Source organism: Agromyces sp. Y782, assembly GCF_059445405.1.
The window spans coordinates 2,640,988-2,655,329 of the sequence record NZ_JCAIUG010000001.1; the positions used below are offsets into that span (position 1 = coordinate 2,640,988).

General features: G+C 68.6%; 7 protein-coding genes. 3 read left to right on the plus strand and 4 right to left on the minus strand.

What is annotated here, in order from left to right:
- Window positions 1-189: 189 nt before the first annotated feature.
- The gene (locus AC1C2S_RS11965) at window positions 190-3,882 is read left to right on the plus strand and encodes a S8 family peptidase (RefSeq protein ID WP_495352746.1); all 3,693 of its coding nucleotides are present in this window, start codon (window positions 190-192) and stop codon (window positions 3,880-3,882) included.
- 6 nt (window positions 3,883-3,888) lie between these two features.
- Here AC1C2S_RS11965 and AC1C2S_RS11970 read toward each other — a convergent pair whose 3' ends face one another.
- Window positions 3,889-4,887: a hypothetical protein gene (locus tag AC1C2S_RS11970; RefSeq protein ID WP_495352747.1), complete on the minus strand. Its 999-nt coding sequence runs from the start codon at window positions 4,885-4,887 to the stop codon at window positions 3,889-3,891.
- A gap of 264 nt (window positions 4,888-5,151) precedes the next feature.
- The gene (locus AC1C2S_RS11975) at window positions 5,152-6,174 is read right to left on the minus strand and encodes a LacI family DNA-binding transcriptional regulator (protein ID WP_495352748.1); all 1,023 of its coding nucleotides are present in this window, start codon (window positions 6,172-6,174) and stop codon (window positions 5,152-5,154) included.
- A gap of 162 nt (window positions 6,175-6,336) precedes the next feature.
- Between AC1C2S_RS11975 and AC1C2S_RS11980 the strand changes: the two genes are divergently transcribed.
- Both AC1C2S_RS11980 and AC1C2S_RS11985 read left to right on the plus strand, forming a co-directional pair.
- Window positions 6,337-9,249, plus strand: coding sequence for a glycosyl hydrolase family 28-related protein (locus AC1C2S_RS11980; RefSeq protein WP_495352749.1), 2,913 nt, complete (start codon window positions 6,337-6,339; stop codon window positions 9,247-9,249).
- A gap of 55 nt (window positions 9,250-9,304) precedes the next feature.
- Complete coding sequence (locus tag AC1C2S_RS11985) at window positions 9,305-12,277, plus strand: carbohydrate-binding protein (RefSeq protein ID WP_495352750.1); 2,973 nt, start codon at window positions 9,305-9,307, stop codon at window positions 12,275-12,277.
- A gap of 72 nt (window positions 12,278-12,349) precedes the next feature.
- Here the strand turns inward: AC1C2S_RS11985 and AC1C2S_RS11990 are convergent, their stop codons facing one another.
- Together AC1C2S_RS11990 and AC1C2S_RS11995 are read right to left on the minus strand one after the other, a co-directional pair.
- A complete protein-coding gene (locus tag AC1C2S_RS11990) occupies window positions 12,350-13,357 on the minus strand; it encodes a LacI family DNA-binding transcriptional regulator (protein ID WP_495352751.1) in 1,008 nt (335 codons plus the stop codon).
- 133 nt (window positions 13,358-13,490) lie between these two features.
- Complete coding sequence (locus tag AC1C2S_RS11995; protein ID WP_495352752.1) at window positions 13,491-14,312, minus strand: LacI family DNA-binding transcriptional regulator; 822 nt, start codon at window positions 14,310-14,312, stop codon at window positions 13,491-13,493.
- Window positions 14,313-14,342 lie beyond the last annotated feature (30 nt).

The following is a 14,342-nucleotide window of genomic DNA, read 5'->3' on the forward strand; positions in this document are numbered from 1 at the left end:
CCGTAGGCCACTATCCAGTTGACCCACGTCAACTATATTCGAATAGTCGACCTATGTCAACTATCTCCCCGAGCGGTCGCGACGCTCGTTGCCCATCGCCTGAAGCCGGGGTGACGCGGTTGCGCCATGTCGCACTCTGGGCACCTCGCCGAGCATCGCAGAGGCCGGCGGCGCGCCAGACTTCACCGTATGCGTCCACCTCACAGCGCTCGAGCCCTTGTCATTCTGGCCACCGTCACCGCGGTGGTCGTCGGCCTCACCGCCCCGGCCGCCGCCGGCGCCGCGGCAGAGCCGCCCGACCCCGCACAAGCGGCAGGCGCGCTCGGAGAGTCGCACGGCATCACGCTGCTGACCGGCGATCGGGTCGAGGTCGCCGAGTCCACCGACGGGCGACGCGCGGCCACGGTCACGCCGGGTCCGGGACGCGAGCGGGTCACCTTCCAGACCATCGAGGTGGACGGCGAGCTGCAGGTGCTGCCGAGCGACGCCATCCCGTTCCTCGCCTCCGGGGTCATCGACGACAGCCTCTTCGAGGTCAGCACCCTGATCGAAGAGGGATACGCCGATCTCGAGGCGCTGCCGCTCATCGTCTCGTGGTCGCCCGGCATGCGGGCGGAGACGATGACCATCGCGGGAGCCGAGCAGACCCGGGTCCTGCCGAGCATCGATGGGGCGGCGCTCTCGGCCGGGGTCGACGACCTCGGGCAGGTGTGGCAGGCGATCACCGGTGGCGCCGTAGCGGAGGCACCCGCGAAGGACAGCTCCGCACTGATGGCCGGCGGCATCGAACACGTGTGGCTCGACGGTCGGGCCTCGGCCTCGCTGGACCAGAGCGTCCCGCAGATCGGCGCCCCCGAGGCCTGGGAGGCCGGCTACCGCGGCGCCGGCGTCAGCGTCGCGGTGCTCGACACCGGGGTCGACGGGTCGCACCCCGACCTCGTGGGCCAGGTCGAGGAGGCCGTCGACTTCACCGACAGCGCGACCGGCACCGCCGACCTCTTCGGCCACGGCACCCACGTCGCGGCCACCATCGCCGGCACCGGAGCGGGCGCTGAGGGCACCCGGCCGGGCGTCGCGCCCGACGCCGACCTGATCATCGGCAAGGTGCTCAGCGACGACGGCTACGGCTACGACTCCTGGATCATCTCCGGCATGGAGTGGGCGGCGGAGCGTGCGGCAGTGGTCAACATGAGCCTCGGTGGCGGCCCCTCAGACGGGACGGACCCGCTCAGCCTCTCCCTGGAGGCGCTCTCGGAAGAGACCGGAGCCCTCTTCGTCGTGGCGGCGGGCAACGACGGTCAGGACGAGGCGGTCGCCACCCCGAGCACCGCGCCGGCTGCGCTGTCGGTCGCCGCGGTCGACCGGGACGAGTCGCTGGCGGAGTTCTCCAGCCGCGGGCCCCGCACGGGCGACGGCGGGCTGAAGCCGGAGATCAGTGCGCCGGGTGTGGGCATCGTCGCAGCACGGGCGGCCGGCACTGCCATGGGCTCGCCGGTCGACGCGCTCTACACGGCGTCTTCGGGCACGTCGATGGCGACCCCGCATGTCGCGGGTGCGGCCGTCCTCCTCGCCCAGCAGCACCCAGATTGGTCGGGGGAGCGGCTCAAGGATGCGCTCGTCAGCACCGCGAAGGCCAACCCCGATCTCGGGGTCTACGAGCAGGGCGGGGGCCGGGTCGATGTCGCTCGTGCGGTGAGCCAGGAGGTGACCGCCACCGGGATCGCGGACTTCGCGCGTCAGGGCGACGCAGTGGAGGAGGCGGTGCGTGAGCGCACCGTCACCTACCGCAACGAGAGTGACGAGCCGGTCGACCTCGACCTCGCGATCGAGGTCGAGAACCTCGACGACGACGGCTCCGAAACCCGTGCCTTCACCGCGCCCGAGCAGGTCACCGTTCCCGCGCACGGTTCCACCGATGCGGTCGTGGCGATCGATCCGGCCGCCCTCGACCGAGGTCGGTGGAGCGGCGCGCTGACCGCGACCGCGCCGGACGGCGTAGTCGTGCACACCGCCATCGGTGCGATCAAGGCAGGCCCGCGGCACACCGTGACCATCCGTGCGGTGGGCTTCGACGGCGGCGATACATTCGTGCCGTCCCTCTCGTTGATCGGTGACCACCCGGGCACCGAGTACCTCGGCTATCTCGGCACGGGCGAGGTCGCCACCGTCGAGGTCGAGGAGGGCGACTACATCGTGCAGGCGATCATCGAGGGCAACGACACCGCGCAAGCCGAGCGGACCGGCACGGTGATTCTGCCCGACGTGCAGGTGACCTCCGACGTCGAGGTGGTGCTCGACGCTCGCAAGACACGCCCGATCGAGATCCGGACCCCGGAACCGGCCGAGCAGCAGAGCATCATCAGCTGGTACACCCACCGGCTTCTCACGAACGGCCGCGACATCCAGCACGGCGTCATGTCGTTCGAGCGGACGATGCCCTGGGTGACCCCGACCGAACCCGTCCGTGAGGGTGAGTTCGAGTTCTCCTCCCGCTGGCAGCTGGTGCGGCCCTCCGCGCTGATCACCGTGCCGGGCACGAAGCTGAAGCCCCAGGCCGGCCTGCTCCCGAATTCCGGGGTGCTCGACCGGGCAACGCGCCTCGAGCTGGTGGCACCGGGACCGGACTTGAAGGGAGTGCGCGGCAAAGCGGTCGTGGTGGATGCCCCTGACCAGGGTCTCGAGGACGCCCAGGTGCAGGCGGCGGCGGCAGCGGGTGCGCGGGCGATCATCCTGGTCCGACCCACGACCAACAGCATCTTCACGGTGTTCCAGCCGGGCGTCGACCCCGGCCCGATCCCGGCGATGGTCACCACCGCCGAGGACGGCGCGGCGCTGATCCGGCGCGCACAGCGGCCGGGCAAGCAGCAGGTGGTGCTCGAGGCGAGCCGCACGAGCCCCTACCTCTACGACGTCATCCAGGTCTCGACCGACGCGATCCCTGACGAGATCGTGCACCGGGTGACGAAGGCCAACAGCCACCGCGTCACCACGACCTACGTCGAGAGCGGCGGGCGGCCCTACGCCCGCGAGCAGCGCTTCGGCTGGCGCCCGTGGATGACCTACGCGTGGAACGACGCGCAGCGTACGGTCGCCACCGGCGAGAGCCGGGTCGAGTGGGTCTCGGCGGGTGACTCGGTGTGGCAGCACCAGGTGCTGCATACCTGGGAGAACTGGATGGGCACGGTCACAGGCGGCATGACCGGACCGGCGCGCAGCTACGAGGCGGGGCACTCGAAGGAGCGCTGGTTCGATCCGGTCGTGCGCCCGGCCGCGGTCGCCTCTTCGCCGTCGACCCGCAGCGGTGACCGGCTTCAGTTGCAGGTGCCCGAGTTCGTCGATGCTGCGGGCCACTTGGAGGTGGGCGGTGCCTCCTCGAGCGCACGGCTCTACCGTGACGGTGAGCTGGTGGAGTCGCTCCCGAATGCACGGCAGGCCCTCGATGTGGTCGCCGAGGAGGCCGACTATCGGCTCGAGCTCGACGTCTCCCGTGACGGTGAGGAGTGGCAGCACGGCACCCGCACGTCGACGGCGTGGACCTTCCGGTCCGGCCGACCGGACGAGGGCGAGACGGTGACGCTGCCGCTGCTGCAAGTGGTCTACGGCGTGCCGACCGACGACGAGGGATACGCGACCCGTCGGAAGCACACGGTCTCCTTGCAGGTGACCGACCAGCTCGGCGCAGTGCGATCGCGTGCCACGCTGCAGGCAGAGGCATCCTACGACGACGGTGCGAACTGGAAGCCGCTGGCGGTCCGTCGCGACAAGAAGGGCTTCTCCGCGGTGGTGCCGGCCGGCAGCGCGCCGATCACGTTGCGGGTCACCGCCGTCGACGGCTCGACCTCGGTGACCCAAGAGGTGGTTCGCGCGTACGCGCGGCGCTGAGCCGGGTCACAGCCACCCGCGCCGCGCCGCCTGATAGGCGAGCGCGGTGCGGGTGTCGACGCCCGCGATCGCCATCAGCCGGTCGAGGCGGCGCTGCACGGTGCGCCGGCTGATCCCGAGTTGGTTCACGATCGACTTGTCGGGAATCCCGGCGACCACGAGCGAGAGCAGGAGGCGCTCCGCGTCGCCGATCCCGTCGACCTCAACCGCAGTGCTGGTCTCGTCGCCGCCCTCGGCAGCACCAGCGGACGGCAGCGGGCTGGCTCGCTCCCAGTGGCCTTCGAACAGATCGAGCAGGGCGTTGAGCAGTTCGCCACCGCGGATCACCGCCGCGCTCGGCTCGCCGAGGCCGCGCTCCTGGTCGTGGATCAGGGGACAGATGGCGGTGCGCCGGTCGATGATCGCAAGCCGGATCGGGAGAGCGGGCGCGACCCGCGCCTCCTCGCCCCAGCCGATGCCCTCGAGCACGGTGTCGAGCTCGCCGGGTCCTTCGAGCAGCGCACGCTCGTAGATCGCCCGGTAGCGGACGCCACGTGCGAGGGCGTCGCGTTCCTCGGTGTTCTCGGCGCCCTTCATGGCGAGTGGGTTGGCCCGGCAGAACCAGAGGATCTCCTCGCGTGCGGATTGCTGCAGGTCGCGGAGCCGCTCGCGCAGCGCCCCCGCTCCGTTGACGACCTCGACCACGTGATCGGCGTCGCGGCGTCGGGCGACGGCCCGGAATTCCTCGCTCAGCGCGGCCACGCGCTGGCGGTCGTCCTCGAGCGACTCCTGGCGTCGAAGCAGGGCGGTGCCGAGCGCAACGTCCGGCGGTTGTGGTCGGAAGACCGGATCCTCACCGTGCCGGACGACGAGACCTTTCGCCTCCAACCTGCGCAGCAGGTCACCGGCGTGCTCGGCGGTCAGCCCCGCGACCTCGGCCAACTGATCGGCGCGCGCAACGTCGAGGCCGACGAGCAGTCGATAGGTGTTCTCCTCCGCCGGGTCGAGCAGCAATGGCTCCTGCATCGGCTCCCTCCCAGGTGCGTTGGTGCGATTTTAGAACACCGGTCGGCGCGTGTGTCCGTTGAAGCGCGGTATGCCAGGGCTGGTCGAGTGACGCCCGACGCAGGAAGACGCGTATCGAGACTCTCGCATGGGGTCTCGATGCGCTCGCTACTCGACCAACGGGGTTGGAGTCCGGCGCAACTCGGCGTGCCCGAGTTCATTCCTCGTCGAGTTCCACTCTCGCGGGAGAGAAACCGCGGGCTGCCGATGCGGCCGGTGCAGTGACTACTTGGACCTTCCCGGCGGGGGGCCGACCGAACCGCGTTCGACGAGTCGGACGTCGAGCGAGACCGGTGCGCGCGGTCCTTCGCCTCGTTCGATCTCGTCGAGGATGATGCGTGCGGCCTCTGCCACTTTGGCGGGCATGTTCTGCGCGATGGTCGTCAGCCCCGGTGTGGTGTAGGCGGCGAAGTCGAGGGCGTCGAAGCCGATGACCGATACGTCGCCGGGGACGGAGCCTCCCGCTTCAGCGATGCCGGCCATGATGCCGACCGCAAGGTGGTCGGCCGTCGCGAACACCGCGGTCACGTCGGGGTGATCGCGGCGCAACCGCAGACCGAGTGCGCGACCGTCCTCGAACGTCGTCCACACTTCCTCGACGACGATCTCGCGAGAGTCGATGCCGGCGGCCTCATATGTCTCCCGAAACCCGGCCCACCGCTGCCCGACGACGCCCATGCCTTCATAGGGAGGGCCGGCGAAGAGCACATGGCGGTGGCCTGCCTCGAGCAGACGGGTGCCGGCCAACCGGCCTCCGCGGTGGTCGTCTGAGCGGACTCCGATCGTGCGCGGATTCGACGAGTAGCTGTCGATCGCGACGAGCGGCGCTCGGTCGATGCGGATGCGGTCGATCTGCTCGTCGGTGAACTCGACGAGGATCGCTCCATCGAGCGACCACATCCTGATCGTCTGCGCGACCTGATCCTCATGCTCGATGCCGCGGAGTAGAACGTGATAGCCGTGGCGGCGCAGGTGGCTCTCGATGCCGCCGATGAGGGCGGCGTTGTGGGGGCTGACGAGGAGGCTGTGGCTCTCTCCGACCGGCACGAGCGCGGCGACGATGTGCGAGCGGCTCGCCGCGAGGCTGCGTGCCGGGATGTTGGGTACGTAGCTGAGCCGGTCCGCGATGGCGAGCACCCGCTCGATCGTCGCGCTCGAGACGCGGGCGCGCTTGCCGTTCATGACGTTCGACACGGTCATCATGCTCACCCCTGCCTCCTGCGCGATGTCGCTCAGCTTGACGGCCATGGGTTCCATTCCAGTCGATGCACCTTTCGGGTCATCCTAGTGACGGGCCCCTGTTGCCTCATGTCGGGGTCTTGACGCGTCTTCGGGCCTCACGTATCGTTCGCCTAGGTTTATCGCTAAAGCAACCCGATTGTGGACTCACCCTGATCAAAGGAGATCAGCATGTCGCGCACTACCCCTGCCGTCATCGCGAGTGCGGCCCTCGCCGGCGTCATCGCATCCCTCATGCTCGCCATTCCCGCGAACGCGGCGGACCTCCCAGTCGAATACGAAGCCGAGGATGCCGTGCTCGTCGGCGGCGCGGGGGTCAACGACAACCATCTCGGCTATTCCGGGACCGGCTTCGTCGACGGCTTCGTCATCGACCACCAGGGTGCTGCAAGCCTCACGTTCACGGTCGATGTGCCCGAGCCAGGCGAGTACGGTCTGAACCTCAGGTACGCCAACGGACTCGGCTCGACGATGACGCTCTCGCAGGTGATCGGTGGCGAGGACAGGCAGATCTCGCTGCCCTCGGCGCCCGGCGCTTCGTGGAGCCAGTGGTTCATCCATCAGGAGAACATCACGTTGCCTGCGGGCGAGCAGGAACTCACCTACCGCTTCGACTCCGACGACACGGGGAACGTCAATATCGACGCTGTCGCGTTCACGGTCGTCGGCGACGTCTCCACGCCGGGCGGCGGAGCCACAGACCCTGCCGACATCCCGGGCTCCGGGCCGGACACGCGGTGGGATCAGGTCGGCAATGAACTGGCGCTCGTGGAAGCGCCGCACCGTGGACATGCGTACGAGACGGAGCAGTCGTTCTTCGCGAACGGCGCCGCACTCGGCGACCGGGCCGGTGCGACCGGAGTCGACCTCGCCGCGCCGCGCGCCCGGATCGTGGTGCCGACGTTCGCGACGACCGACCGCTCCCAGAAGATCGGCCTGCGATACCTCAATGAGGGTGAGCAGGAGACGCGGGTGGTGGTGGGCGTGGACGGTATCCCAGTCGGTACGATCTCACTGCCGCCCACTCAAGGATGGCGGGACATCGCCGTCAAGCTGCCGCTACGCGAGGGGCTCGGCACTGTCGAGTTGCGGCGCACGGGAGACGGGCGCGAGGGTGCCCTGCTCGTCGACGCGATCGTGGTCGAGAAGGCGAACGCCCCCGCGGAGCGGGGTGCCACGACGGGTACGACGGTGTATGAGGCCGAGCACGGGATCACGAACGGTGACATTCTCGAGCCGAGCCGGACCTTCCGGGAGCTTGCGGCCGAGGCGTCCGGCCGTCAGGCGGTGACGCTCACCGAGACGAAGGACTACGTCGAGTGGACCCTGACGAAGCCTGCCGATGCCGTGGTACTTCGTGCGTCGATCCCTGATACGGCTGACGGCACGGACCAAGACGGCACGCTCGCGATGTACGCAGGGAAGAAGAAGATCGCCGATATCCCGGTGTCGAGCACGTACTCGTGGGTGTACGGCGGCTACCCGTACGGGAACGACCCGACGCAGGGCGGTGCACAGCGCTTCTTCGACGAGTCGCGCGTGACGTTCGGCGAGTTGCGCGCGGGCACGACGCTGCGACTGCAGAAGGATGCCGCGTCGGGCGCCCTTCCGTACACGGTCGACCTCGTCGAGGCCGAGGTGCGCCCCGACCCGCGGAAGATCCCGGAGGGCTACCTCGATGTCACCGCGTTCGGCGCGACGCCTGACGACGGCACCGATGACACGGCCGCGATCCAAGCTGCCGTGGACGCGGCGAGTGAAATCGGCGGGGGCGTGTGGGTGCCGCGTGGGCGATTCGTGGTCACCGAGGTCGTGCGGCTCGTGAACGTCTCGATCCGGGGTGCCGGGCCGTGGTACTCGATCATCGCCGGCCGTGAGGCGAAGGGCGGGCTTTATGCGATGGGCACGGGCGTCACGATCGCCGACCTCATGATCGACGGCGACGTGCGCTACCGAGACGACCGGCTCTTCGACAGCGGAGTGGAGGGCAACTTCGGCCAGGGCTCGCTCATCCAGGACGTCTGGGTCGCGCACACCAAGACGGGGGCCTGGGCCGCGGCCGGAACGGACGGCCTCTACGCGGTCGGTCTGCGTGTGCGCGACACATTCGCCGACGGCGTGCATCTGGACGGCGCCGTCACCGACGCTCGCGTCGAGCACGCAAGCGTCCGCAACACGGGCGACGATGGGATGGCGATGTGGTCACTCGGCGGGGCCGTGACGCGCAGCGTGTTCGCGCACAACACCGTGCAGAGCCCGCTGCTGGGCAACGGTGCCGCGATCTACGGTGGCGACTCGAACCGTGTCGTCGACTCGATCGTCAACGACACGCTGACAGCACCTGCCGGCATCGCCGTGAGCACCCGCTTCAACCCGGTCCCGTTCTCGGGCACGACGGTCGTGGATGGCAACGACATCTTCCGCAGCGGCGGGTGGGAGCCGAACTGGAACACGTCGTTCGGCGGCATCTGGGTGTTCGCCGACACAAGTCACATCACGACGCCCGTGCTGATCAGCAACACACGCGTCATCGACTCCGCGTATGAGGGACTCCTCGTGAGCGGCAGCCACTGGGTCAACGACCTGCGCATCAGCGACGTCACGATCGAGGGCACGGGCTCCTATGCCGTCGCTGCCCGCGTCGGGGGCGACCACCGCTTCCGCAACGTGACGGCCTCCGCGATCGCCGAGCCCGCCGATGGGCGCAACCACCTGTGGGGCACGTTCATCGACGAAGGCGGCAATACAGGTCTGCTCGCGGAGACGACCGCGACGTGCGCTGTCGTCTACCGGGCCACGCCCGTCTTCCTCGATCGCTTCATCGCGACCGTGACGATCAAGAACACCGGCACCGCGACGTTGCCGGTCGGCTCCCTCGCCTGGCATCTCGGCAGCGGAGAATCCGCCGCGCCGATGCTCGGCGCCGACGTTGCACAGAACGGCACGCGCGTCGACGCCGAGCTCACGACGGAGCTGAGGCCGGGCCGGAGCAAGACCTTCCTCGTGACCGGCACCGCCAACGCGGAAACGGTCTCCGTGCCGAGTTCGTTCGCCCTCGACGGAATCCAATGCACGAAGCCGTGACGTCCATGCGAAGCACAGCGACATCCATGCGAAGCACAACGGAAGGAATCATCACATGACCCCCCTTTCCCACAGCCGGCGACGTCGACTCGCCCTGGTCACGGCTGTCGTCGTGGCCAGCACAGCACTGATGGCCGCGACTGCGACCGCCGCGTCCGCCGCTCCAACGCAATACGAGGCCGAAGATGCGTCGCTCGCCGGCGGCGCGATCATCGAGACTGAGCACGCCGGTTACTCCGGTGACGGATTCGTCGGCGGATACACCGACGGCAACAAGGGCACGGCGTCGGCAACCTTCGAGGTCGACGCGGCGACCACGGGCGCGCACACGTTCTCGCTCGCGTACGCCAACGGCACGGGGTCGCCGAAGACGCTGACGCTGTTGATCGATGGCGCGCCGCAACAGGTCACGCTCTCGCCCACCGCGGGGTGGAGCTCGTGGTCGACGCAGAGCGTCCTCGCGTCGCTGACAGCGGGCGATCACACGGTCGCGTACCGGTTCGGAGTGTCCGATTCCGGAAACGTCAACCTCGACCGACTCGAGGTCGCCCCCCACGACAGCGGTTCGGGCGGGTCGGACTATTCGACCGGTCCGACGTTCGAGGCCGAAGATGCGTCGCTCGCGGGCGGCGTCGTCGTCGACTCCGAGCACGCCGGTTACTCGGGCACCGGCTTCGTCGGCGGCTATACCGACGGCAACGCGGGCTCCGCCTCGACGACGTTCAAGGTCAGAGTGACCGAGGCCGGCGAGAAGAGCCTGTCCCTCCGCTACGCGAACGGCACCACGACGGCCCGGGCGCTGTCACTGTACATCGACGACGTGAAGCATGCAGAGCTGTCGTTGCCCGTGACGGGCGCGTGGAACTCATGGGCCGCGGTGTCGCACCAGGCTGATCTCGACATCGGCGACCACGACATCCGCATTGCCTACGACACCGGCGACAACGGCAACGCGAACCTCGACAAGCTCGACGTCGCCGACCATGTTCCGCCTCAGCCGGCGGGACCCGGTGAGGCCGAGAATGCCTACCGATCCGGTGGCGTGGCCGTCGCCGGTGCGGTGAGCGGCTTCGCCGGATCCGGGTATGTCGGCGGGTTCACGACCGAGGGTGCGCGGGTGCTGCGGACGGTCGGCGCCGGTGCCGCGGGAACCGAGACGGTCACGATCACCTTCGCCACGACCGGGGCATCACGCACGCTCGACGTACTGGTCAACGGCCGCCGCACCGGGTCCGTGACGTTCGACGACGGCGACGGCTGGCGGACGGCAACGGTGAGCGTCCCCGTGCGGGCAGGCGTCAACACCGTCGGCCTGCGTGCATCGAACGGCGGAACCGATGTGCTGATCGACAGCATCGTCGTTTCGAACGATGGCGATCTCGACGAACGCGGAGCCACCGCACCCTACCGTCAGTACGAGGCAGAGGACGGCACGACGAACGGCTCGGTGCTCGCGCCGTCACGGCTCTACGGCACGGTGCAGGCGGAGTCGAGCGGACGCCGTGCGGTGCGGCTCGACGCCCTCGGCGAGCAGGTGAGCATCACGCTCACGGCGCCTGCCAGCGGACTCGTGATCCGCTCCTCGATCCCCGACAATGCGGCGGGGACGGGGCAGAGCTCGCCGCTCGGGATCTACGCGGACGGCTCGAAAGTCACAGACTCGACGCTGAGCTCGGCGCACACCTGGCTTTACGGCCCGTACACGGCCGCCGACGGCGTGCACACGTACTCCAACGACCCGAACGCCGAGCGACCCGCGGATCGTTGCGGTCCGGAACTCGCCGCGTGCGTGCCGCACCGCTTCTACGATGAGCTGCGCGTGCAGCTGCCCGGAGAGCTCCCGGCGGGCACCGTGCTGACGCTGCAGAAGGACTCGCCCGCGGTGTCGTACATCGACATCGACCTGGTCGAGGCCGAGGTGATCCCGGCCGCGCTCACCGCTCCGTCGGGCGCGGTCTCGATCACCTCGCACGGTGCTGCCTCGGGCGGCGGCGACGACACCGTGGCAATCAACCAGGCGGTCGCAGCGGCGAAGTCGGCGGGAGTGCCCGTGTGGATCCCGGCAGGCACGTTCCAGGTGAACAGTGCGATCCGGGTATCCGACGTCGCGATCTTCGGTGCGGGATCGTGGTACTCGACGGTCCAGGGCGCCGGCAACGCGGGCGGGTTCTACGCGACCTCTGGCGGCGTGACGATCGCCGATCTCTCGATCGCAGGCAGTGCGATCATCCGCAACGACCATCAGGGTCAGGCTGGCATCGAGGGTGACTTCACGAGCGAGACGCTCGTGCAGAACGTTTGGATCCAGCACACCAAGGTCGGCATGTGGGTGCGGCCGGGCTCGAAGGACGTGCTGGCGGTCGGCCTGCGAGTCCGCGACACCTACGCCGACGGGGTGAACCTCCGCTCGGCATCGAACACGCACGTCGTCCAGTCGACGTTCCGCAACACCGGCGACGACGCGCTCGCGATGTGGTCGTCCGACGGGCCCGGGTCCGACAACGTGTTCGCATTCAACACCGTGCAGACGCCAGTGCTGGCGAACGGGCTCGCGGTGTACGGCGGAGGCGGCGGCAACCGCGTCGAGGACAACCTCGTCGCCGACACCGTCGAGGCGGCGGCCGGCATCGCGGTGAGCACGCGGTTCGGGGTGCCATTCACCGGCACGACGACGGTGCAGCGGAACACCCTCACGCGCACCGGAAGCATGGAGTCGGGCTGGAACTCGCAGCTCGGCGCCCTCTGGGTCTACGCCGATGTGCACGCGGTCGACGCGCCCATCGTGATCCGTGACATCGACATCGCCGACAGCACGTTCGGCGGCGTGCTCATGTCGTGGCAGAAGTCGATCCAGCAGGTGTCGTTCCAGGACGTGAGCATCACGGGCTCGGGCACCTACGGCATCGAGATCCATGCCCCAGGCAGTGCGACGTTCACGGATACGACGGTTGCAGGGTCTGGTGCAGGGGGACTGCTCAATGAGACGGGCTTCGTGCTCCACCGTCTGAACGGGAATTCCGGCTTCTAGCGGAGCAACGGTGGGTCGAGGGTGGGCATTGGTCGGCCCTCGACTCACCCCCTGTATCCCGCGCCGGTTCTCTCAGGCAGGAGCAGGGCCTGTGGATCCGCGGAGAACGAACTCGGGCTCGAACAGCAATTCGCTGACACCGCTGTGGGTGCCATTGATTTGTCCGAGGAGCAGGTCGATGGCGGCTCGTCCCATCGCCTCGATGGGCTGGCGCACTGTCGTGAGAGGCGGCTCGACGAAGCCCATCAATTGCGAGTCGTCGTATCCGACCACAGATACGTCGTTGGGGACGTTTCGGCCGGCTCGCCGGACCGACCAAATGGCCCCGAGTGCGAGAAGGTCCGACGCACACACGATTGCGGTCACGCCCTCGCCGAGCAGCTTGGCCGCTCCGGCCTGCCCCGCCTCGATCGAGTACATACCCTGCACCACCAACGCTTCGTCGACGTCGCACCCCAGCTCAGCGAGCTTACGTTGTGCCCCGAAGATCTTGCGTTGCGAGGGCAGGTGCCCACGCCCGCCCATGAGAAGCCCGATGCGTCGATGCCCGAGCTGACGCAGATGCGTCACAGCCTGCTCCGCGGCAGCTACGTCATCGGTAGAGACCGTCGGGAACGGAAGCGCGTCGATCGCGCCATTGATCACGACAGTGGGAAGCCCGGCCGCTCGCAGTCGTGCGAAGTGCGGCTTGGCCGCGGCGCCCTCGGGATGACCCCCAGCAAGATAGATAACGCCACTGACTTGCTGATCGAGAAGAAGCTCGACGAAGTCGGCGTCGTTCATTCCACCGGTGTTCTGAGTATTCAGCAGCGGAGTGAAGCCGTTCTGGGTGAGGGCTCCACCGATGAGTTCGGCGAGCGCCGGAAAGATGGGGTTCTGAAGTTCAGGCAGAACAAGGCCGACGAACCTCGGACGATCGCCACGCAACTTCGACGGGCGCTCGTACCCGAGAACGTCCAACGCCGTCAGGACCGCCTGGCGCTTCGACTCGGACACGCCTGGGCGGTTGTTCAGCACGCGACTGACTGTCGCTGGGCTGGTGCCCGCCTTACGTGCAACGTCGGATAGCCTGCTTGTCACTCCTGAAGTCTACGTGCGAAGGGTGTCGCTTCGACGCTTGCAGAGCACGGAGGACTCGGATCTACGCGGGTCCGTCACACGGCCGCGGGACCGCTGAAACTCCTCGGGCCCGCAAACTGCAACCACGCACGAGTCAACGAGACGTCGGCGAAGACACCGAGGCGCGTTCGACGATGTCGACGCCGACGATGTAGAGGTCGTTGCATCCGTCCGGCAGTAGCAGGACCTCCGAAGCGAGCCTCGCCTTCCGTGGAATGTCCTGCACGACGGAGGAGAGCTTGGGCGTGGACATCGAGGCGAGGCCGAGGTCGTCGAAGCCCATGACCGATATGTCGGCAGGCACCTGTCGGCCGCTGAGGGCAAGCCCCTCGATCACGCCGATCGCGAGGGTGTCGGCCGTCGCGAAGACGGCGGTGACCGTGGGGTGACGCTGCCGCAGGGTGCGACCGAGGGCGACGCCCTCTCGATGGGTTGTGCCGGCCGTCACGTGGGAGCGGAGGGTGGCCTCGCCGTCGGGCAGCGCGCTCGTGAAGCCCGAATACCGTTCCCTTATGACGCCGGACCGATCCTGCGCGGGACCGACGAAGAGGATGTCACGATGACCACGGATCGCCAGGTACGCGGCCGCGCGGCGTCCGCCATCGAAGTCATCGGCACGGACGAACGCGAAGTCGGCTCGGTGTGCGTAGCTGTCGATCGCGACGGCGGGGACGCCGAGTGCGGGAAGCGACTGGATCTCGTCGTCGCGAAATCCGAGAAGCACGGCACCGGCGAGCTTCGCCGACATCGCAGGGATGTCGGCAGGCCGTGTCGTGCCCCAGAGCGCAATCGCACATCGATGGTCGCGCAACTCGCGCTCGAGCGCGGCCACGAACTCGCCATCGTGCGCCATCAGCGCGATCGACTCCGTCGGTCGCACTCGCATGAACACGCCCACGGCGGACGCGATGTCCATCTCCTGCCTCCTCGGGTCCGCATGCCGATC

Excerpts from the sequence above, each read along its gene's own strand:
- AC1C2S_RS11965 (WP_495352746.1), top strand. The coding sequence starts at position 190 with ATGCGTCCACCTCACAGCGCTCGAGCCCTTGTCATTCTGGCCACCGTC.
- AC1C2S_RS11970 (WP_495352747.1), bottom strand. The coding sequence starts at position 4,887 with ATGCAGGAGCCATTGCTGCTCGACCCGGCGGAGGAGAACACCTATCGA.
- AC1C2S_RS11975 (WP_495352748.1), bottom strand. The coding sequence starts at position 6,174 with ATGGCCGTCAAGCTGAGCGACATCGCGCAGGAGGCAGGGGTGAGCATG.
- AC1C2S_RS11980 (WP_495352749.1), top strand. The coding sequence starts at position 6,337 with ATGTCGCGCACTACCCCTGCCGTCATCGCGAGTGCGGCCCTCGCCGGC.
- AC1C2S_RS11985 (WP_495352750.1), top strand. The coding sequence starts at position 9,305 with ATGACCCCCCTTTCCCACAGCCGGCGACGTCGACTCGCCCTGGTCACG.
- AC1C2S_RS11995 (WP_495352752.1), bottom strand. The coding sequence starts at position 14,312 with ATGGACATCGCGTCCGCCGTGGGCGTGTTCATGCGAGTGCGACCGACG.